Origin of the sequence: Nonomuraea sp. NPDC049480 (assembly GCF_044465905.1) — a bacterium.
In the GTDB taxonomy this organism is placed as follows: domain Bacteria; phylum Actinomycetota; class Actinomycetes; order Streptosporangiales; family Streptosporangiaceae; genus Nonomuraea.
On sequence record NZ_JBITMD010000013.1, the window covers coordinates 263,000 to 283,780 of the forward strand.

Consider the following 20,781-nt stretch of genomic DNA (forward strand, 5'->3'; position numbering starts at 1 on the left):
AGGAGGGGGATGGCGGGGTCGCCGCGATGGCGCGGCGACCCCGCAGCAGGGTCAATCAGGGGTGTTGTCGTTGAGCGCGTCTTCGGAGACGGTCGACATCTCCGACCACAGGGACAGCAGGTCGATCAGGCTTTCGTCCGCGGGGCCGCGCAGCACCCACAGGTCGTCGACGTGGCCCGACCAGTTGACCGCCGCCCCGCCGCGGCCGATCTGCGCCGAGGTGATGGGGCCGGAGAGGGTGACGTTGTGCCGGTAGGACTTGACCTCTGCCTCCGGAGCCGCTTCGAGGGTGCCGTTCACCCAGAACTCCAGCGTCTTGTCCCGTGCCTTGTAGACGATCGCCAGGTGGTCCCAGTCGCCGATCCCGGTGTGGAAGGCAGGATGTTCCACGGCGGGGCCGTTGGGGATCTCCACGACGTACCGGCCGGCTTCCCCCATGTCCGGGTCACCGCGGGTGGGATCGAACTTCACCGTCAGTGCGCTGCCGCTCGCCATGGGCAGGTTCAGCACGGTCATCGCCTTTCGCGCTTGGCCGCTGGTCTGCACCCAGGCCGAGAGGGTGAAGCTCTCCCGTGGATCCAGGACCGCCGACTCGATGCCGGCGTGGTCGCCCGTCCCGCCCGGCAGGCGCAAGGAACCGGGCACGACGCTGTTGCTCATGGGGGTCGTGGGCACGAAGCGGGCTCCGCCGTACAACTTCACCGGCGTTCTCATCCCCTCGCCGCTGTCGCCGGGAGAGTTGTTCAGGTGCCACTTGTGCGTCACCGTCAGCATCTCCTTCGACAGCGCCGCCGCTTCCTCGACGCTGACGACCCGGTCATAGACGCGGACGTCGTCGATCTTTCCGGGGAAGTGGTCGAGCTGCTGTTTGCCCCAGAGCACCCGGCCGATCGTGAGCGCGCCGTTGGCCGGCCAGGCGCTGGTGTAGTCCATCTCGGTGCCGGGCTCGCCGTTGACGTAGATGCGGACCTTCTTGGCGACCGAGTCGAAGACCCCCATCAGGTGCGTCCACTCGCCAGGTTTGGCCTGTTTCGCCGACCATGCGCTGGAGGAGGGGGCCGACGTCGAGTCGGCGTTCGTGCGCCAGAACACCCATTGGCGGGTTTGCGGGTCATAACGCAGGCAGAAGCCCGACACGTTGGCGCCGTCCTGGGCCAGCACAGTGGCGTACGACTGGGGCAGGGTGTCCGGCAGCTTCGCCCATGCGGTCACCGTGAAGCTGTTCGTGGTGTCCAGCACCGCGGAGTCGGTGCGGGCGAACGCGGTGGTGCCGTTGCCGGCCATCGCGGTGCCACGGGAACCGGCCACGCCGAGCTGCGGCGTGCCCACCGTACGGGCCGGGTAGCGGCCTCCGGTCTCCGCCAGGGTGGTGGAACCCGCGGGGTCGTTGAGCTTCCAGTGGGCCTTCGGCGCGCGGCCCGGAGCGACCCGGAACCGGTAGACGGCCGAACCCTTGGAATAGTTGCCCGCCTGGTCCTTGACACGTACGTAGAGGCTGTTGCTGCCGACGACCTTGGGGAGGATCTGCAGCGTCTCGGTGGCACTGCCCGCGGTCCGTTTGCGGAAGTGAGTGGGGTCCTCGTTCACCGCGAACGCCCACTCGGTCACGGACGGGTCGAAGGTGACGATGAACCTGCCGTAGCGGCCCATGCCGTCCTGCGGCACCTGCGTCGGATCCAGGGGATTCTCCGCGACGTACCCCTCGGCCCCCGGCGAGGTGATCGTCGGCAGCGGAGGCGCCTTCGTGTCGAAGACGAAGTAACAGGCCGTCGCCGCCCCGTTCGAGCTCCATGGCCCCTTGCCCTTGCGGCTGTCCTGGGCCCGGACCTGCCAGTTGATGACGGTGTTCTCCGGCAGCAGCCCGCGCGGAACGTGCGCCATGAAGCTGTTTCCCGCCTTACCCGACTTGGCGCTCTTCGGCGGTGTGAGGTGCCGCCATTCCCGGTGTTGCCCGGCGGCGTTCTTCCACGACACCAGGAACTCCGCACGCACCTTGTCGGCGGTGCGGTTGTAGGTGTCGGGGTCGCGGAGGTTCTTGGCGATCAGCTTCGGCGTGGACCAGTTGAACACCGACGGGTTGCCCGGCCCCTTGCACGGGCCGCCCGGCTCCATCTCCAGCTGGCTCATCTTCGGCTGCAGCGGCGGCCGGTTGTAGTGCACGCGCAACCAGGCGCGCGACTCGAACCGCTTCCAGGCCAGTTGATCGCCCTCGTCGGCGGCGCGCAGCCCGAACGTGGTGTCACGCCAGCCCTTCTGCGCCGCTTCCCTGACACCCGAGGTCACGTTGAACAGCACGTCCCCGGCCGGGCAGGACTTGTTGGCGCACCCCGACCAGCCCTTCGCCACATTGCGGCTGTCCAGCTTGCGCAGCCAGTTGTCGGTGGTGGAGTTCCAGGTGGAGTTCTTGCCGAACGCCTTGGCCAGATGGATGTTCACCGGCCGCTTGCTGCCCGAGGCCGCCCACACCTCCCGGACGTGGAACTCGGCGGACAGGACCTGCTTGCCGGCCAGCCAGCCGGTGGGGATGCGGTAGAACAGCCGCTTCTTGTGCGGAGAGCCGCAGCTTTTGCCGCTGGACGGCAGGCCGATCGGGCAACGGCCCATCCCCTGGTCCTTGGTGAACTTGTAGATCTCGAACCCGCTGCTGGCCACCATGAGGTTCGCCGAACTCATCGGCGTGCGGTACATCGGGTCGATGTACACCGGGAACGTGGTGTCGGCCGCGGTCAGCATGGCCGGGTCCGGGGTCAGCGTGAGCTGACCGTCGGACAGCTCGGTGCCGATCGTGGCGATCTTCGACGCGTCCCCGGGCGCCACGTCCGTGGCCTGGGTGGTCGGCGGGTCCACCGGGCCGTCCTCACCCACCGTCCCCCCGGTCGGCGCACCGGGCGCCGGTGCCGAGTCCCACATGATCGGTTTGGGCGCCTCGAAGATCACCGCTCCGTTGTCCGGGTCGACCGCCTCCTGCGTGCCGTCCGCGCTGGTGCTCACCGTCAGCGTCGGCGCGGACAGGCCGAGGGTCAGGCTCACCAGCCGAGGGTCCTGGGCCGCGGCGGCGGTCTTCACCACCAGCGTGTGCGCGAACCCGTCCGCGGTGGCCTTCACGCGCAGGTCCACGTCCGGCCCCATCACCCCGGCATAGACGGCGGTGTCCGCCTCCAAGGTCGGCGCGGGAAGCGCGCTCGGCCAGGTCAGTGACATCGTGTGGCCGGAACGGGTGAGCGTGGCCATCGGACCCGTCCCGCCGGGCGACAGCTTGAGGTCCACCAGTGAGGTGTACGGCCGGACCGCCCCGTCCTTGAGACGGAGGCCGTTGTACAAGGGGACCCACGTGTCACCCTGCTTCATCCGGATCGGGGTGAGCCGGTCATTGACGTACATCGTGCCCTCGGGGGTGGCGTACACCTCCCGTGCCTCACCGCGCTCGGCCAGCACCTCCACCAGTTGCCCCGTGGCCTCGGCCGCCGCCAGCGCGTCGGCCTCGGTCTGCTTCGGATCGGTGGAGACGGTCCACTTCTGTTCCACCAGCGATACGTTGTCCAGGAAGGCCGTCAGCTCGCCCTTGCCGCCGAACTGGAACGTGAGCGCTCCCTCGGCGGTGTCCGCGGTGGAGTCGAAGGTGTAGGCGAAGCGCTGCGGCTGATCCGGCAACTCCACGTCCGTGGCGAAGATCTCCGGGCAGGACTCGCTCTCCTCGCAGAGCACGGCCCGGATCGTCACCTCGGCCGTGGCGTGGGCGTCGAAGGACAGCGTGTACGTCTTCTTGGCCTGCAAGGTCCGCCCGCTCTGGCGTACGTGTGCTTGCCCCGGTTCGGTGGTGCCGTCGCCCACGATGACCTTCAGCGCGCCGTGCTCGACCGCCGCCGTGGTCGGGCCGGCGGCCTGCCAGGACGAAGTATCGGTGGTGAACTCCCCGTTGACCAGCAACTTCTTGCTGAAGGAACCCCGCCCGTAGAAGGCGACCTTCTGGTACGTCCAGCCTTCCGCAAGCGCGCGTGCCTTCTCCGCCTCACCCACGACGTACCGGTGAGAGGGCCCCTTGATCAGCTGATGGACCGGGAGCAGTCCCTCTCCGCCCGCCGCCTGTGCATGGAACCGAACGCCTTCATCCACGTAGCCTTGCGCAATGGCCTGATCGCGCTCGGCCATGTCGAGGGTGAAGATGCGATCGCCGCCCGTCTTGCGCAGACCGGATACCGGCAACAGGCCCGTCACCGCCTCGCGGGAAACGTGCAGAACCTGCCCCTCGGGGGTGTAGCCCCATTTCGTCACCGCGTTGTCGTATTCCGTCTCCCAGGGAGTGAACAGCGTATTGTCGTTGCCGGTGGTGCCCCGTAATCGATACAGCGGTTTGACCATCCACGCGGTCGCGGCATCCATTGTTCCGGCACCCGCCTTCGGCGGCATCCACACCGCGACGACCAGGCTCCCCATGGCCAGTGACACCGCAGCCAGGACGGCCATCCACCTGCGTAACTCCATGCGTACTCCCCTGGTACACGATCGGGATCGATTGTTCGCGTGGCATGTCTTCCGCCTCAGCATTGATCGGGTCCGGCCTGCTGGGTAGACCGCCGCCGTCGGTTGGGAAAACATGGGAAACCGCTACGGAAAGGAGTAGGAGCCGCATGGAGGTCCTTGATGGAGAAAGGCCTCGGGCGGGCTTCAGCGTGGCGGGATCGCCGAACTGTGCCGGAGTTGCATGACGCCGGGGGCGACGCCGCCGTCGCGGAGCATGGCAATCATGGGGTGCCGCTCAGTGTCGCGGGATGATGTTCTCTACCGCTCTGCCCGCGATCATCCCCATCTCTCCGCACGGCTATGTACGGCCAGGATTCAGTCTCATGGCGGCACCCGCGCATCGCGCTCACGACCGCCGGCAGCCAGCGCTGGAGCAGGCCCGGCCGGCGGTTCAGGCGGGCATTGATCGGCTGAGCGGGGAGAGCCGGTAACGGCGGGAGATCGTGCTTCCGGCGGGACGGGCGAGGCCCCGGTTCCGGCGGGCGCCGTGAACCGGGGCCGGGGTCGCCGTGAACCGGGGCCGGTGGGCGCTAGTCGGTGAGGAACAGTTCGATGACCGGTACGGCGACGTCGGGGCGTTGCACCGGCAGGTCGAGGGTCAGGGCGTCCGGGGCCAGCGCACCCATCGTGGTGTTCCGGGCCTTCTGGGTGGGGTCGATGACGCGCGTACGGATCTCCGACGCGTCGTGCAGGAACTGGGCGTACTTCACGCGCCCGGCCAGCCCCGGCAGGTGCAGGTGGCGGAACGGCCAGGCGAACATGTGCAGATAGAGCCGATCACCCCGCTGGGTGTAGCGGCAGTCGGGAGGCGCGGTGAAGCCGCTGGCGCCGCAGCCGTAGATGGAGCGGGAGTTCAGCCGCATCCAGGCGCCGATGTCGGCCAGGGTCCGGCGGGCGCGGGGGTCGATCTGGCCGCGTCCGTCAGGGCCCACGTTGAGCAGCAGGTTGCCGCCCTTGGCGACGCTGTCGATCAGCATGCGTACGAGCAGGTCAGGGGACTTGTAGTCGAGGTTGTCCCGGTCGTATCCCCAGCTGCCGTTGAGGGTCTGGCAGGCCTCCCACGGCACCTCGCGGCCGTCGACGGTCATCGGCCCGGCGGGCTGGTACTGCTCGGGGGTGACGAAGTCGCCGGGAATGTCCAGCCGGTCGTTGACGATGATCCCTGGCTGGAGCTTGCGCACCGTCTCCAGCAACTCGGGGGAGCGCCAGTCTTCGGAGCCCTTGCCGCCCCAGTAGCCCGGCCTGCCCCGGTAGGAGAAGTCGAAGAACAGGTAGTCGATCCGGCCGTACCCGGTGAGCAGTTCGTGTACCTGGGCGTGCAGGTAGTCGGCGTACTTGGAGATGTCGCGGCCCTCGGCGGCGGCCTTGAACGCCTCGTCCTCGCGCTGCGGATGGAGGCAGTCGACGGGGAACTCGGGGTGGTGCCAGTCGATCAGCGAGTGGTAGAAGCCGACCTTCAGCCCTTCCGCGCGTACGGCCTCCACGAACGGCGCGATCAGGTCCTTGCCCCAGGGGGTGCGGGTCGCCTTGTAGTCGGTGTGCGCCGAGTCCCACAGGCAGAAGCCGTCGTGGTGCTTGGTGGTGAGGACGATGTAGCGCATGCCGGCGTCCTTGGCCAGCCGCGCCCATTGCGCCGGGTCGTACAGGTCGGGGTCGAAGTGGTCGAAATAGCGCTGGTAGTCCTCATCGGTGAGCTGCTCGCGGTTCTTCACCCACTCGTGGCGGGCGGCCAGAGCGTACAAGCCCCAGTGCACGAACATGCCGAAGCGGGACTCGGAGAACCAGGCGTGGTCCAAGACGTTCCTTTCGGGAGATTTACCGGCCGCCGAGACCGCTGGTCGCGATCCCGCGTACGAGATGTTTCTGCAGAATGATGAGCAGCGCCACGGTGGGCGCCATGGAGATCACAGAGGCGGCCATGACGAGGTTCCACTGGGTGCCCTGCTGGCCGAAGAAGAGCTGCAGGCCCAGCGGGACGGTGGCCTTCTCGTCCACCGAGTTGATGATGATCAGCGGCCACAGGAAGCTGTTCCAGTAGTTGATGAACGTGAAGACCGCCAGCACCGCGAGCGCGGGCCTGATCAGCGGCAGCATGATGTGGGAGAAGATGCGCACCGCTCCCGCGCCGTCGATGCGGGCGCTCTCGGAGATCTCTTCGGGGATGGTCAGGAAGAACTGGCGCAGCATGAACGTCCCGAAGGCGGTGAACGCCCAAGGGAAGATCAGGGCTTGGAAGGAGTCCACCCATCCGAACCAGCGCATCAGCATGAACATCGGTACGACCAGCACTTCCTGGGGGATCATCAGCGTGGACAGGAAGACCAGGAAGACGCCGTCGCGACCGCGCCAGCGCAGCCGCGAGAAGGCGTACGCCGACATGGCCGACGCCACCAGCACCACGATCGTGCCGCAGACGGCGACGGCGAACCCGTTGAGCACGAACCGCCCGAACGGCAGGTACTCGAACGCCTCGCTGTAGTTCTGCCACCTGAACACCGATCCGAACAGGCTCGGCGGCGAGCCGAACACCTCGTCGGCGCGCTTGAACGACGTGGCCAGCATGTACACCAGCGGCGACAGGAACGCGGCGGCCACCAGGTAGAGCGCGACGTGCGAGACGACCAGCCTGACGCGGCGGACGGCGTGATCAGACATCGTAGTTCACCCATCTGCGCTGGCCGGCGAACTGCACCGCGGTCACGCCCAGGATCAGCACGAACAGGATCCAGGCTCCGGCGGACGCGAGCCCGAACTGGTAGATCGAGAACCCCTTGTCGTAGACGAACATCATGAGGGTCTGGGTGTCGATGCCGGGCCCTCCTCCGGTCATCAGGAACGGCTCGGCGAAGACCTGGAACGACGTGATGAGCGTCATGGTCGTGGCGAAGAACAGCGCCGGGGAGATCATCGGCAGCATGATGCGGAAGAACTGCCGCCACGGTCCGGCCCCGTCGATCTGCGCCGCCTCCAGGAGGTCCCGCGGGATGGCGTCCAGCGCGGCCGAGAAGACCAGCATGTTGTACCCGAACCCCTGCCACACGCTCATCGCGACGACGGCGAACATGGCCCAGCCCTGCTCGCCGAGGAAGTTCGGCGCGTGCACGCCGGTGGCGGCGTACAGCGAGCCGTCGATCAGCCCGTTCGGCTGGTAGACCATCCGCCAGACGATCGCGTTGGCCACCACCGGCGTGACCACGGGCAGGAAGAACACCACCCGCAGCGCCTTGCGGCCCTTGATGCGCGGGGAGATCCACACCGCCAGCCCCACCGACACGATGAGGTTGAGCGGCAGGTAGAGCACCACGTACAGCAGTGTGTTGAGCAGCGCCCGCCGGAAGACGGGATCGGTGAACAGCGTCGCGACGTTCTCCAGCCCGGTGAAGGTCCGCTCGCCCACCGCGGGCCACCGGAAGAACGCCATCACCAGGGACAACACGATCGGGAAGAGGGTGAACAGCGTCAACCCGATCAGGCTGGGTCCGGCGAACAGGGCCGCGGCCCGCCCATCACGGCGCAGGCGCCGGGGTTTGGCATCGTCGTGCACGTTGCTCCCTACGCCGGTGCCTGCTGCTGCACCTGGCTGAGTACGTCCGCCGCCGTGGCCTGCCCGTTGAAGGCCTGGATGCCGTACTGGGCAAGCAGCTTCTCCACCGGGTCCCAGTTGCGGGTCGTCCGGAACGGCTTCGCGGAGGCGTTGGCAGCATCGATGACCGGTTTGGAACCCTCGAAGGCGTTCTCGTACCACTTGTTCTGTACGGACTTGCGCGCCGGATAGGCGCGCCCGACCTCGCCGAGCTGCCCGAGCACGTCGGCGCTGGTCATCGTGCTGATCGCCTTGAACGCCTCGTCCGGGTACGGGCAGGACTGGGAGATGCCGAAGCCGGACCCGGCCGAGTAGCTCTTGGTCCCGTTCGGGCCGGCGGGGATGGTGGCCAGGCCCACGTCGAACTTGGCCTGCGCCTTGAGCTCCAGAACGGACCAGGGGCCGTTCACCGACATCGCCACGTTGCCGCTGAGGAACTGGGTCTCGGCCCAGTTGTTGTTCACGCCGGGCACCTTGGGCGCGACCCCCTGCTTGGCGACCAGGTCCGCGTACCACTGGAAGCCGGTCGTCATCGGCTCGGTGGTGAGGGTGAGCTTGCCGGACGCGTCCATCGGCTCCGCGCCCGTCTTGGACCGGATCATCGAGAACATCCCCAGGGCCGAGGGGTAGGCCACGAAGCCGTACTTGCCGCCGGTGGTCAGCTTCTTGGCCGCCGACTCGAAGTCCGCCACGCTCCAGCCGACCTTCGGCGCGGGCACGCCGGCCGCCTTGAAGAGGTCCTTGTTGTAGGTGAGGATCAGCGATCCTACGTCGTACGGCAGCGCGTACTGTTTGCCGCCCGAGGCGAGCCCGGCCATGATCGAGGAGTCGAAGTCGGCGGTGTCCAGGCCGTTCTTCTTGATCAGGTCGTCCAAGGGAAGCATGCCGCTGACGTAGCCGCCCGTGCGCAGGCTCTGCATGGAGACGATGCACGCCGCGCTGCCGCCGGCCAGGCGGGTGCCGAGTTTGGTGAAGTAGTCGTTGAACGGTGACGTCTCAAGTGTGATCTTGATGTTCGGGTACTTCTGGGTGACCTGGTCGGCCACCTTCTGCCAGGCGTTTCGGTCCTCCGTTCCGGACGCCCACATCGACCAGGTGAGCGTCACCGCGCCGTTGCTCGCCTTGCTGCCACCTGACGATTCCTGGCCGTCGCCCCCGCAACCGGCCGTTGATCCCCCCGCGATGACCACCGCTGTCACGACCGCTAATGATCTCCGAGCGCCATGCATCCGCCTGCCCATCGCAGCTCCAGTCAATAAGCTCGGGGCCGAGTTAACTGTTTCGAAATTAAGTCGCCGCAATCCGTAATGTCAACGAGATCGTGATAGGAAATATCCGATGACTGATCGCCGAGCGGCCGGTCGTGGCGATCTGACCCTCGTCGAGATCCTGGCGCTTCCTGGCACCGTGGGCACCCTGGACCGCCGCCGGATCGCGACTCGGCTCAAGCTTGGCGACGCGACCGTACGCGAACACGTGTCATGCTGATGAACAGCGGTTATCTGCGAATTCTCGCTCCGCGGGCCGGGGCGGCCGGCCGGCTCGGGAACCCGCGGCAGATCGTGCCGGAGGCCGCCGCGACCATCGGTGCACGGGTGCGGCCGACCACCTCGTCGCGGTCGTAACAGGGCTGGATGGCCGCACGCTCACATCCGATGTATCACCCTTCGGCTGTCATTCTTCGGCTACTCAGAGTTATCGGCCGGCGGCTGGACGACCCCGCCGTGGGCCCCAGGCTCAAGGCTGCAGGTGTGGCCGTGCCCGTTTCCGTCAATGCGGGCTATATCCGGTTCTGTCCTCGTTTTGGGTGCAGCAATCTTCCCCGCGGTGAACGGCTGCGCCCCGAACCGCCGATCCCGGTGCTCGTCGGCAACGACCTCACGGCCGGCACCACCGCCGAACTCCTGTACCGGACCGTCTGAGCAAAGCCGGCCGGGGAACGCCTGACCTGGGATCTACTCGTGGTGATCTGGCAGGCGATCGGGTCATCGAGGAAGTGTGACGAGGCCCGCGTTGATGATCGAGCTGCTGGCCTGGATCGCGGCCACCAAGACGGAGTTCACCAGGGCCGCCTCCCTGCTGGGGACCGCCCATTCCATCTGGCGCAGCATCGGCACCGGGATCTCGGCGTTCGGCCCGCAACTGGCCGGCCCTCACGACCGTTGCCAGGCGCGGACCAACGCCGAGCGCCTGGTCGTGTCCCGGCGCACGGTCGACGGTGACACCGGTCATCTCGGCCGCGCTCGCGCGTCCGGGACCGGCGAGCCGCTGCGCGTGGCGCGTGGCTGCGCGATCCCTGGGGGAGTCGGCATTCTTGAGTGGTGCTCGAACTGAGGGCGTCGAAGCCGATGATCATCGCGGCCCAGCTGGGTGCGGTCTGGGCAGTGGGGGCGATCGCGCTGCCGCTGGTGTGGCGGTTCCTGCCAGTCGCGGCGTTAGGCGGGGGAGAGCGCGGGATCGCCCTCGTCGCACTCCTGGGCGCACTGCTCGTCCTGGCCTACCTGATCGTGGTGATCACGGTCACCCGCAGGGTCTCGGCCCTCGGCGCGACCGTCATCGGCCGGGTGCTCTGGGCGCTGCTGGTCCTGGGCCCGGGAACCGCCGGATGGGCGCTGGGCTGGGCGGCGACCGACGTCGCCGGGCTCGGTGTGAGCCGCAGCGGGCTGCTGACGCCCCTTCTCGGAGGGATCCCGTTCATCCTGGCGGCCGGGATGTTGCTGCGCGGCCGGCGGCTCAGCCTGACCGCACTGGGGCTGAGCGTGGTGTTGATCGGTGCCGGCGTGGTGGTGCTGCGCCAGGAGTCACCAGACGAGTTCGAGGCACGCCTGGCGGCTGCCGACGTACGCAGGGAGACCACGTACGTGGTCGCCATCCCCGGCTACCGGCCCAACGGCGGCCGCGACTACGGCCGCGGGCTGGGCGACGCCGGCTTCCTCCCCGGGAACCCGGACGCGATCCCGCTCGATCGGCACATCATGATCACCGCGTACGACCGGCTCATGGTGGGCGAGAAGATGTGCGGGCAACCCACCGCCCAGGACTCCCGCCTGACGTGGGGCTCCTGCGTAGTCCCTCACCGATCAGGCGGAGGGATCATCGCCAGGATCGTATTTCGGGGTGACACAGGGACGGTCCGCGTCGTTCTCAGCTCCGCAGGGGAGCAGACCATCACCCCGTGTGCCGCGACGCTGAGTGCCCGTGTGCAAAAGGTCCGCCGCGAGGCCGCGGTCGATCGCGCGAGCGGCGAGCGATTCCGCGACCTCGGCGGCCTGGAGCGGGCCGGCCGGTAGTGAGGTGCCGGAGGACCACCGTGGATGCGGGGCGGCGGGGTCAGGGTTGCGCGTGCCGGTCGAGGCCGAGCGTGGCGATGAGGTCTTCGTGGAGCTCGAACCAGACACGATGGCAGGAGTCGACGTCGGTGCGGTCGACCCAGCTGCCCTCCCCGGCTCGGGCACGCGCGAGGGCTGTGGTGAATCGTGTGTCATATCCGCGGAACCGTGCCAGGACGCTCCCGAGCCGGTCTGCGAGTAACCGGAGTGCGCGGTCGATGCCGGCGAGCTCGTGGAGGATTCTGGCGTCCCAGGCGGGATCGGAGTGGTCGTTGACGGCGAGCCGATCTCCGGCGGTGGGCCGGAGTTGCCAGTCGGTGCAGGCTCGTAGCAGGAGGGCGTTCAGCGGGAGGAACTCGCGGTAGACGTCACGGACCTCGTCGGCACCGCCGACGCGTGCGAGCTCGGCCGCGAGCTGGCGCTCGTTCTCGGCTCGGCCCCGTTCGGTCAGCGACCAGCCTCCGGTGCCGGCGAAGGCGGTGTGCTCGACCCAGCCACGTGCCTCGGCGTCGAGTAGCACCTCTTTCGTCTCGGCCGCGTTGAGGTCGTACCGGTGTGCGATCACCTCGGTGTCCGCGAACCCGGTGATCCGCACGGCGTGCAGGACCAGGAGGGCGGGCGGAGAGTCCTGCGTCATGAGTCGGTGTCCTGTCGTGCCGTCAGGCGGGTGTAGTGCTGCTGGCACGCCTGCGGGGAGTTGAACCCCATCACGTGCGCCATCTGCGCCCAGGTCAGACCTGCGCTCCGGGCCATGAACAGCAGGGCGGATTCGAGTCCTTCGACCTCGGCGCGTGCGGCGGGCAGGAGGGTGAGCGCGCTCAGGATGTCCTCCGGGTTCAGATCGGTGTTGCGCCAGACGGCGAACTGCACGAGGTCGATCGCCGAGAGCGGGGCGGGCGGGGGCCGCCACGGGCGGGCGTCGAGCGCGTCTGCGCCCAGGCTCAGCAGACGCCTACGCGCGTCCTGCTCACGTTGGACCTGGACGTGCTCGGTGTGCGCACCGTGAGCGATGTCCTGTTTGCGTTCCATGCGACTCACGATGCATAATCAACGAAATTTTGTCAACAATCTGTTGAAAGCGAGGGTGGATGGTCATACCTCTCATGGAGGCTGTCGCCGATACCTGCGGGGGCAAGGCCGGCACCCTTGGCGCGTTGCTGCGCGCGGGTCTGCCGGTTCCCGACGGCTTCGTCGTCTCGTTCGCCGCCTACCTCGCCGCTGTCCGCGACCTGGACCTCGGACGGTTCGCCGGGGATCCAGGCGATCTTGCTGCGGCACGGCAGGCGATCGCGGCCCACCCACTCCACGCCACCGTGATCGACGCACTGGGACGCGCACTCGACGAGCTCGGCGATCCGCCGGTGGCGGTAAGATCATCGGCAGCGAACGAGGACACCGGTCAGGCATCGGCGGCCGGTCAGCACGAGAGCTTTCTCGCTGTGCACGGAGTCAGCGAGGTCGCCGAAGCCGTACGTGCCTGCTGGGCCTCGCTGTTGTCTCCACGTGCCATCGCCTACCGGGGTGCCTCCGGGCGCGACGACCAACCGTACGCCGATCTTGTGATGGCCGTCATCGTCCAACGCCATCTGGATGCCGAGGTATCCGGGGTCATGTTCACACCCGCAGGCCCGGACGACGCAACCGAGATCGAGGCGTCCTGGGGCCTGGGCCCCAGCGTCGTCGGAGGAACGGTGACCCCTGACGCCTACCGCGTCGCCGAGGACGGGACGGTCACACGCACCGTCGCAGGCAAACGGACCCGCCTTGACCGGCTTGGCACGCAGCTCGTCGTTCGCGACGTGCCCACCCGTGCCCGGCACCAACCGACGATCGACGACACGACCGCCACGCAGCTCGCCGAGCTGGGCAAGGAGATCGCCACCGTACTCGGCGGACCGCAGGACATCGAGTGGGCGATCGTCGACGGCCGCATCTGGGTTCTGCAAGCACGGCCGATCACCGCCGCACCCCCACGGCGGCCTTCGCCTTCCGGCGCCTCGGACATCCCGGCCGCCGCACTCACCGGAACACCGGGCAGCCACGGGACCGTGACCGGCCCTGCGAGGATCGTCCGCGGTCCCGGCGACTTCGCGCGCGTGCACCCGGGCGACATCCTCGTCTGCCCCTTCACCGACCCCGCCTGGACACCCCTGCTGCGCATCGCCGCCGGCGTCGTCACCGAAACCGGAGGCGTGCTGTCCCACGCCGCGATCGTCGCCCGCGAGCACGCCATCCCCGCCGTCCTCGGCATCCCGGACGCGACAAGCAGGCTCCACGACGACACCCTCATCACCATCGACGGCACCACCGGCACCGTCACGGCGACAGACGCGTGACCGATCACTTCCGTCCCTGGCCGGGAGTCATTCCCGACAGCCGCACGCCGCCGTAGCAAGAATGCCGGCAGTCGCAACGGCACCCGCCCCGTTCGCCGGCAACGAGCGTGCCGCCCGGCCGCGCACGGCCTCCTCTGCCTCTGCCAGGCCAACGGTCGGCCAACCCCACCCAGATATCCCGCCGCCGAACCCACACCTACGGAGCGAAAGGAGAAGGGAGCGGACCCCCAGGGACACCGCGCCCCAACTGCTGATGACAACGCGACACCTCTACCTGGCACGCCACGGCGCGGCCGACGCGTTCGGGGAGCTCACCGGCATCGGGCGCCGGCAGGCGGGCCTGCTGGGCGAACGGCTCGCCGGCGTACCGGTCGACGCCCTGTGGCACTCTCCGCTACCACGCGCCGTGGCAAGCGCGCACGAACTCGCCCGGCATCTGCCGAACGTGCCCATGACCGAGGCCGCCGAACTTGTCGACCACGTGCCCTACGTCCCCAGCGCGGCCGAAACACCCCCGTCCTGGACCGGCTTCTTCGACGGCTACGACGACACCGAGGCGGCGTCGGGCCAAAGGCTCGCCGAGGCGCTGGTCGCCCGGTTCGCGAAGGTCCCCGGCACGACCACGGAAGGGACCCGGTCCGACACGCACGAGGTCCTGGTGACGCACGCCTACCCGATCGCGTGGCTGGTGCGGCACGCGCTGGACGCGCCGCCGTCCCGATGGCTCGGACTGAACAGCGCCAACACCGCGCTGACGGTCATCGAGTACCGTACCGGTCTGCCGCCCACGATCGTGATGTACAACGACATGAGCCACCTCCCGGCCGACCTGCGCTGGACCGGGTTCCCCGGAGGCGTGAGGCCGTGAGGTGGCTCCTGCTGCCCGTACGCGCTCCTCCCCAACGTGACGCCGGCCTGGGACCACATGCTCGGCGTGGAGCGACCGTCCGAGGTGAGGTGTGGCCGACGTGATCGAGGATCCTGCCGGCGTATGACCGGACGGTGAGAAGCTCGTCATACACGTCTGCGGAAGGAGGAGCGCCGCCGAAGGCTCCTCGGAAGAGATCCGGCAGGCGGTGTCGGATTGGGGCGGAGGTGTTCGTAGCAGGGGTGAGCGGTCGCCCGCGAGGGCGCGTCCCGAAGCACAGGAGATGATCCGAGATGCAGTACCTGGTTTCCGTGATCTTTGACGAGGCGGAGCTCGCCACCCCGGACGAGATGGCTGCGATCGACGTGTTCAACGACCGGCTCGTGGCCGAGGATTACTGGGTCTTCGCCGCCGGCCTCGGGGCGCCCGGCACGGCCACTGTGATCGACAACGCTCCCGACCTCGACGTGGCGCTCAAGCTGGCAGCTGAGGGGTCGAAGGCCTGCAACCGGAAGGTCGAGGTGCGACCGTTCCTGTGAGCATGATCGGCGTCCGGGAGGCGATCACCCAGGCCCACCACGAGGAATGGGCACGGGTGGTCGCCGCCCTGACCAGGCGTTTCGGTGACCTCGACATCGCCGAGGAGGCGGCGGCCGAGGCGTTCGCGACCGCCGTCGAGCGATGGCCGGCCGACGGCGTACCGCCCAATCCCGGCGCCTGGCTGACCACGACCGCCACCCGCAGGGCCATCGACCGGATCCGGCGCGAGAACAAGCGCGACGACAAGCAGAAGGAGGCTCAAATGTCGTACGACGACCCGCCCGAGCCTCTCGGCCCGATCGACGACGAACGGCTCCGGCTGATCTTCACCTGCTGTCACCCGGCCCTCGCGATGGAGGCCCGCGTGGCGCTGACGCTGCGCATGGTCGGCGGTCTGACCATGCCCGAGATCGCCCGTGCCTTCCTGGCGCAGGAGAGCGCGATGGGGCAGCGGATCACCCGCGCGAAGGCCAAGATCAAGGCGGCTCGCATCCCCTACCGCGTGCCGTCCGCGGAGGATCTCCCGGGACGCGTCTCCGGCGTACTCGCCGTCCTCTACCTCGTCTTCAACGAGGGCTACCTGGCCACCGGCCCCGGCACCGATCCCGTACGTCACGACCTGACCGCCGAGGCGATCCGGCTCACGCGCCTGATCCGTGCCCTCATGCCGCAGGACGGTGAGGTGGCCGGGTTACTGGCGCTGATGCTTCTCACCGAGGCCCGCCGTACCGCCCGGGTTTCGGGCAGCGGCGAGTTGGTCACCCTCGGAGAGCAGGACCGTGGGGCCTGGGACGCGGCGCTGATCGCCGAGGGCCATCGGCTGGTACGCGAGCGCCTGGCCACCGGTGTGGCCCCGGGTCGCTACCAGGTCCTCGCAGCGATCAACGCCGTGCACACCTCCGCCCGCGACGTACGCGACACCGACTGGTCGCAGGTCGTCGCCCTCTACGACCAGCTCGTCCGCCTCGACCCCTCGCCGATCGTCGCCCTCAACCGAGCCATCGCGGTCGCCGAGCTCGACGGCCCGGAGGTGGCGCTGGCGGCCGTCGACCGTCTCCAGGACGAGCTGGCCGGCTATCACGCCTACCACGCGACCCGCGCCGACCTGCTGCGCCGGCTGGGCCGCGGTCAGAAGTCGCGCGCGGCCTACGACAAAGCCATCGAGCTGGCAGGCAACACCGCCGAGACCGCCTACCTGACACGCCGCCGCGACCAGCTGGGGTAGCGCCCTTCCGGTGTGACCGGGCGACCGGCCAGAGAGCGCGCCGGGGGCCGACAGGCCTGCGGCTCGCATGCCCGCCGGCAGGGCCGGGTGGGCGAGCTGCACAGCCCGGCCTGGACAGCTCGCGATTCAGTCACCCATCCTGAAACACGGCGGCCACCGCAAGACCTTCAGCGATCTTCCAGTGACCGTTTGCCGGCTCGAACGGTGTCGTTCGAGGTGATCTTTCTTGGGGCCTGGACGGCGAGGTTGGATCACCCCACCGCCCCCTCAAGAAAGACCATCTCCTATGGGCCGCCTCCTGGACGATCTGACCCCGGCAGGTCCGCCGGCGTCGCGACCGGCCGGTAGGGGCGCTGTGTCATTCGGAGTCGTTCCTCGTCGCGGCCGGCGGCGCGTTACCGGCCGCCGGCCTTCCGGAGCGCGTCGCGGAGCGCCTCGGTGCCGGTCACACCGACGATCAGCGCGCCGTTCCCGAAGACGAATCTCGGCACGGTGGTGACGCCCTCCCGCCGCGCCGCGGCCACTTGCTCACGTACCTCGGCGCTTCCCTCCTCGGAGGCGAGAAAGTCCCGCACCCGGCCGCCATCCAAGCCGGCCCGCTCGGCCGGCTCGGCGAGTTGCGTGTGGTCGGCGACGTTCACGCCGTCGCGGAAGTACGCGTCGAAGAGGGCGGTCGCCAGCGCGGCCTGTACGCCGGCACCGTGCTCGTACAGGGCGAGCCACAGCAGCCGGTGCGCGGTCAAGGTGTTGACCGCCATCGCACGGTCGAATCGGTACTCGATCCCTTCACTGGCACCGACCCGTGTCATCTCCGTGACCATCGCCTCGGCTTGTTCCGGACCGAACATTTCGACCACCGTGTCCATCAGCGGCCGGGGCTCCTCGGGCGCGTCCGGAAGGAGCTGGTACGGACGATGGACGAGTTCGACGGCCGGTTCTGCACCAGCCTCGGCCACCGCGCGGTGGAACTGGTGCGTGCCGAGGCGGCACCACGGGCACGCGATATCGCCGTATACCTCTACTTTCATCCTGGGTCCTCATGAGTTCTGGGAGTAAGCCATCCGGCAGACTCCTGAGTGGATATCGGCTTCCGGCAAGGGCGTTTGCAGGGGCACGGACGCCGGCCTTGGAGTCGGTGACGTCGAAGTCGGCGTACGGGTCGATCGCGACTTGCGCAGCCCGGACCCGCAGCGTCAATTCAGCGCGATCGAGACTCGATCAGATCGTGGAGCTGCTGAGTCACGGGATCGTGCGGGCGGGCGGCGAAGGCTATGCGCAGCCAGCCGTCGGCGTCGGCCTGGAGGAGATCGTCGCGGATGGCTGGGTCGGCACCGCGCTCCAGGAGCAGGCGGATCACGTGGAGACGACCGCCCGGGATTGCCCAATGCAGGCCGGTCCGTCCGAGGTAGGGCGCGACATCGGGATGGACGCCGTGGTCGAGGAACCAGCGCACGACCTCGATCCGGCCGTGCTGGCAGGCATGGACGAACGCCTCTCCCACGATCTCTTCCGGATCATCGGTCGGCGGCAGCCGAGACGGGAAGCCTGCGCCGGTGTCGGCGAGGTCGGGGCGCGCCGACGCGGCGTCCGGCAGGAGGCTGCCGCTCGCGTCGAAACAGGCCCGCACCAGATCGAGCCGGCCGCAGGCGGCATACGTCCAGAGCGCCTGCGGAACGATCGCGTGCTCGGCGAGCAGGTCGACGACCTCCGTGTTGTCGTGGTAGATGGCGTTCTCCAGCGGGGTGATGCCCCATGTCCGGATGCCAGGGTCGGCGCCGGCGCCGAGCAGCAGGCGCACGTATTCGACCCGGTTGAAGCGGGCAGCCCAGGTGAGCGGGAGATCCCGGTTGGTGGCCTTGCCGAGCAGGACATCGACTGCGGCGCGTGGCACGCCGAGCTCCTTCTCGAGCCGGACACCGGGGATCGTCTCGGGGCGCGCGAGCATGTGCAGCAGGGTGTCGGCCTGCTCGGCGGTCAGACCGGCCAGCCGATCGGTGTCGCCGGCCAGCAGGGCTTCGGCCTCGCGGTGCAGCTGCCGCCGCTTCTCCCGGCGTTCGTGGAGATCGCGCCGGGATTTCTCGGTGAACGACACGAGCTCCTGCCAGGTCGGGAAGCCGAGCTCACGCGCGATGATCAGCCGCGCGTCGCGAAGCTCGGCGGCCCCGGCGGAGGTCGCGGTGGCGTGCCGGGGCACGTACGCCCGCAACCGTTGCAGCGCGCCGGGATCGTCGCGGCGCAAGTCGACGAGGAGGGCGCCGGCCATCGAGGCGTAGATGCCCGGCCTGATTCCCATGAGGCGGGAGACCGGCCGTTCTTCGGCGGCGCTGCGGCTTTCGACGTGGGCGCGAAACTCGGCCCAGGTCCGGAATCCGTGTTCCTGAGCGAGCACGAACTGGGCGTCGCTGAGCAGGAACCGCTCGGCGGCTCGATCGCTCAGCACGTCGGCGACCCGGGCTTCGGCTGCCGCATCGCCCGCCAGGTACTCGTGATGCAGGTGCTTGGCCTGCTTGCGGTAGTACTCCAGGTTCGGATGGGCCGGTAGCTCGAAATGACGATCGGACATCGCAACCCCCTTCGTCGCCGGGGTCCGCTTGCCCGGCCGGAAAGAGGTTGGTCTTGTCCAGTGCGTTGACGTGCTGCTCGAGGTGGGAAAATCCCTGCCCGCGGACTGGCAGCGCCCTCGCACGCTCCCTTTCAGAGTAGTGATCGGCTCTGCGTGGAGGCAACCGTTAGGAAGCGTCGAAGAGTTTCCACGGGTCAGGAGAATCAGACGGCCCCGGAAGGAGGAGTTCCAGAGCCCGCGTCCTTGCTGCTCCAGCGATACGGCAGGCCTCGGCGTCTTCAGGGCGCAGACGCAGTCTCGCCCCCTATGCCGGTCTCGTTGCCGTCGGCGTCACGGAAGACCCACTTACAGACGTTGCCGTGCTGCTCCATGTCCACCGGCCGCAGCCCGCGCCCTGCGATCCGGTCCACCTCGGACCCCGGATCGTCCACCCAGATCATGCTCACACCGCCTCCGGCGCGAGCGGCGTCCTCGATGACGTACACGTACCGGTCCTCGGCCAGCTGCCACACCGCTTCGACGTCGTTGGGCCAGAACGCCGGATCCTTGCCGAGGAGCCTGGTGTACCAGTCCACGGCGCTCTTGCAGTCGCGGACAGGGATGCCCGCGAAGATCCCCACTGCCACGGTCGATCTCCTCTCCGTTGGGGCCGGGAAGGTCCGGCTCACCAAAGGAATAGACTCCGCGCGTCTGCGGAAATCATCGCGGCTCGCGTCAGGCGCGGGGACCGTGCTTCCCGCGGAGCGGGCAACGCCCGTCCTGACTTGGTCGGCAAGGCGAGGTTGCAGCCGTCCAGCGGGGGCGTGACACCTTACGACGCAGGACCAAGATCTCCACCTCGTTGAAGACGTCACCCCGGGCGAGGAGCGTCAACCAGCCGAACAACACAGGCCGTCGCGCTGCGGTTGGGGATCGCCGGGTCGCCTGGCCGAGGTGAAGCCGAGAGATCGTGTAGGACCACTGCCATGTTGTATACCAGAGAGGAGGCTTGGAGTGCGCGAGCATCCTCACGTCGAGAGTGTGCACTGGAAATCACAAGATAGGGCGCAATTGACTGCACTCACTATCGCTTTAGCGGTGTACCATACAAGGGCCCACATACTGGCACGTAAAGAATTGCGGGAGAGCAAGCATGGCACTGCGCCGGCAACGCATCGACGGACTGAGCATCCAGAGTAGGGTGATCGCCGAGATGCGGGAGCGCATTATCAGCGGTGAGCTCGAACCCGGCACCAACCTCTCTGAGATCGCCCTGGCCGAAGCGTTCGGGGTGAGCCGCACACCAGTGCGTGAGGCCTTGAAGCAACTGCAGACCGAAGGCCTTGTTGAGATCCGCCCTCGTGTCGGCACGTTCGTCAGAGCACCCTCCCGGCGTGAGATCACTGAACTGTTCCAGATGAAGGAGCTGCTCGAAGGCGCAGCGGCTCGATTGCTGGCCCAGCGAGGGCGGGTGCCCGAACTGGACGCACTGCAGGCCAACGTGGCGGCGGCGGACGCTGCGGTTGCCGCCGGCGATCGCGACCGGTACGCCGCACTGGTGCAGGAGTTCCATGACCTGCTGATCACTGGAGCCGACAACGCCAAACTGGAGGCGCACTACCGGATTCTGATGAACCAACTGGCCTACCAGCGCCTCGTCCACACCTCTCTGGCGCAGCCTGGAAGACTGACCCAGTCCGACTCCGAGCACCGCCACGTGGTCGAACTGATCGCCGCAAAGGATGGCGACAGCGCCGAACGCGTCATGCGGGAGCACGTGCGCGCAAGCCACCGAGCTCTGATGGCCGGACTCGACGCCGCTGCCCGCTGAGGAGCC

19 protein-coding genes are annotated in these 20,781 nt (G+C 68.4%); 9 read left to right on the forward strand and 10 right to left on the reverse strand.

The features are described 5' to 3' along the window. Positions 1-51: 51 nt before the first annotated feature. The 5 genes from ACIBX3_RS33820 to ACIBX3_RS33840 form a co-directional block, all read right to left on the reverse strand. Positions 52-4,482 carry a LamG-like jellyroll fold domain-containing protein gene (locus ACIBX3_RS33820; RefSeq protein WP_397124164.1) on the reverse strand — a complete coding sequence of 1,477 codons (4,431 nt, stop codon included), beginning with the start codon at positions 4,480-4,482 and terminating at the stop codon, positions 52-54. A 569-nt stretch (positions 4,483-5,051) separates the two neighbouring features. Continuing rightward, positions 5,052-6,317 (reverse strand): alpha-L-fucosidase, encoded by a 1,266-nt coding sequence (locus tag ACIBX3_RS33825; protein ID WP_397124166.1) that lies wholly within the window; start codon positions 6,315-6,317, stop codon positions 5,052-5,054. 19 nt (positions 6,318-6,336) lie between these two features. After that, positions 6,337-7,176 (reverse strand): carbohydrate ABC transporter permease, encoded by an 840-nt coding sequence (locus tag ACIBX3_RS33830; protein WP_397124168.1) that lies wholly within the window; start codon positions 7,174-7,176, stop codon positions 6,337-6,339. After that, a complete protein-coding gene (locus ACIBX3_RS33835; protein ID WP_397124170.1) occupies positions 7,169-8,065 on the reverse strand; it encodes a carbohydrate ABC transporter permease in 897 nt (298 codons plus the stop codon). The genes ACIBX3_RS33830 and ACIBX3_RS33835 overlap by 8 nt, the downstream gene beginning before the upstream one ends. An 8-nt stretch (positions 8,066-8,073) precedes the next feature. Next, the gene (locus ACIBX3_RS33840; protein WP_397124172.1) at positions 8,074-9,303 is read right to left on the reverse strand and encodes an ABC transporter substrate-binding protein; all 1,230 of its coding nucleotides are present in this window, start codon (positions 9,301-9,303) and stop codon (positions 8,074-8,076) included. Between the two features lie 139 nt (positions 9,304-9,442). Here ACIBX3_RS33840 and ACIBX3_RS33845 point away from each other — a divergent pair, with 139 nt between their 5' ends. The 4 genes from ACIBX3_RS33845 (at position 9,443) to ACIBX3_RS33860 (ending at position 11,394) form a co-directional block, all read left to right on the forward strand. Further along, positions 9,443-9,592, forward strand: coding sequence for a hypothetical protein (locus tag ACIBX3_RS33845; protein ID WP_397124174.1), 150 nt, complete (start codon positions 9,443-9,445; stop codon positions 9,590-9,592). 269 nt (positions 9,593-9,861) lie between these two features. After that, positions 9,862-10,026: a hypothetical protein gene (locus tag ACIBX3_RS33850; protein WP_397124176.1), complete on the forward strand. Its 165-nt coding sequence runs from the start codon at positions 9,862-9,864 to the stop codon at positions 10,024-10,026. Between the two features lie 76 nt (positions 10,027-10,102). Then, the gene (locus ACIBX3_RS33855) at positions 10,103-10,438 is read left to right on the forward strand and encodes a hypothetical protein (protein WP_397124178.1); all 336 of its coding nucleotides are present in this window, start codon (positions 10,103-10,105) and stop codon (positions 10,436-10,438) included. Then, positions 10,426-11,394 carry a hypothetical protein gene (locus tag ACIBX3_RS33860; protein WP_397124180.1) on the forward strand — a complete coding sequence of 323 codons (969 nt, stop codon included), beginning with the start codon at positions 10,426-10,428 and terminating at the stop codon, positions 11,392-11,394. The genes ACIBX3_RS33855 and ACIBX3_RS33860 overlap by 13 nt, the downstream gene beginning before the upstream one ends. A 40-nt stretch (positions 11,395-11,434) precedes the next feature. Here ACIBX3_RS33860 and ACIBX3_RS33865 read toward each other — a convergent pair whose 3' ends face one another. Together ACIBX3_RS33865 and ACIBX3_RS33870 are read right to left on the reverse strand one after the other, a co-directional pair. Beyond that, positions 11,435-12,070: a transcriptional regulator gene (locus tag ACIBX3_RS33865; protein WP_397124182.1), complete on the reverse strand. Its 636-nt coding sequence runs from the start codon at positions 12,068-12,070 to the stop codon at positions 11,435-11,437. Next, positions 12,067-12,462 (reverse strand): DNA-binding protein, encoded by a 396-nt coding sequence (locus ACIBX3_RS33870; protein WP_397124184.1) that lies wholly within the window; start codon positions 12,460-12,462, stop codon positions 12,067-12,069. The genes ACIBX3_RS33865 and ACIBX3_RS33870 overlap by 4 nt, the downstream gene beginning before the upstream one ends. A 74-nt stretch (positions 12,463-12,536) precedes the next feature. Here ACIBX3_RS33870 and ACIBX3_RS33875 point away from each other — a divergent pair, with 74 nt between their 5' ends. From ACIBX3_RS33875 to ACIBX3_RS33890, 4 genes are all read left to right on the forward strand, one after another. Then, a complete protein-coding gene (locus ACIBX3_RS33875; protein ID WP_397124186.1) occupies positions 12,537-13,769 on the forward strand; it encodes a PEP/pyruvate-binding domain-containing protein in 1,233 nt (410 codons plus the stop codon). A 253-nt stretch (positions 13,770-14,022) separates the two neighbouring features. After that, positions 14,023-14,637: a histidine phosphatase family protein gene (locus ACIBX3_RS33880; protein ID WP_397124188.1), complete on the forward strand. Its 615-nt coding sequence runs from the start codon at positions 14,023-14,025 to the stop codon at positions 14,635-14,637. Positions 14,638-14,930: 293 nt separating this feature from the next. Beyond that, positions 14,931-15,176, forward strand: a complete 246-nt coding sequence (locus ACIBX3_RS33885; protein WP_397124190.1) for a YciI family protein — start codon at positions 14,931-14,933, stop codon at positions 15,174-15,176. A gap of 2 nt (positions 15,177-15,178) precedes the next feature. Continuing rightward, positions 15,179-16,402 carry an RNA polymerase sigma factor gene (locus ACIBX3_RS33890; protein WP_397124278.1) on the forward strand — a complete coding sequence of 408 codons (1,224 nt, stop codon included), beginning with the start codon at positions 15,179-15,181 and terminating at the stop codon, positions 16,400-16,402. Positions 16,403-16,797: 395 nt separating this feature from the next. On the opposite strand, the gene ACIBX3_RS33895 is transcribed toward ACIBX3_RS33890, so the two are convergent. The 3 genes from ACIBX3_RS33895 to ACIBX3_RS33905 form a co-directional block, all read right to left on the reverse strand. Next, positions 16,798-17,430 carry a DsbA family protein gene (locus ACIBX3_RS33895; protein ID WP_397124192.1) on the reverse strand — a complete coding sequence of 211 codons (633 nt, stop codon included), beginning with the start codon at positions 17,428-17,430 and terminating at the stop codon, positions 16,798-16,800. Between the two features lie 170 nt (positions 17,431-17,600). Beyond that, positions 17,601-18,965, reverse strand: coding sequence for an ankyrin repeat domain-containing protein (locus ACIBX3_RS33900; protein WP_397124194.1), 1,365 nt, complete (start codon positions 18,963-18,965; stop codon positions 17,601-17,603). 278 nt (positions 18,966-19,243) lie between these two features. After that, entirely contained in the window at positions 19,244-19,591 is a 348-nt protein-coding gene (locus ACIBX3_RS33905) for a VOC family protein (protein WP_397124196.1), read from the reverse strand. Between the two features lie 506 nt (positions 19,592-20,097). Here ACIBX3_RS33905 and ACIBX3_RS33910 point away from each other — a divergent pair. Then, on the forward strand, positions 20,098-20,775 hold the full coding sequence (locus tag ACIBX3_RS33910; RefSeq protein WP_397124198.1) for a GntR family transcriptional regulator: 678 nt from the start codon (positions 20,098-20,100) through the stop codon (positions 20,773-20,775). Positions 20,776-20,781: the final 6 nt, after the last annotated feature.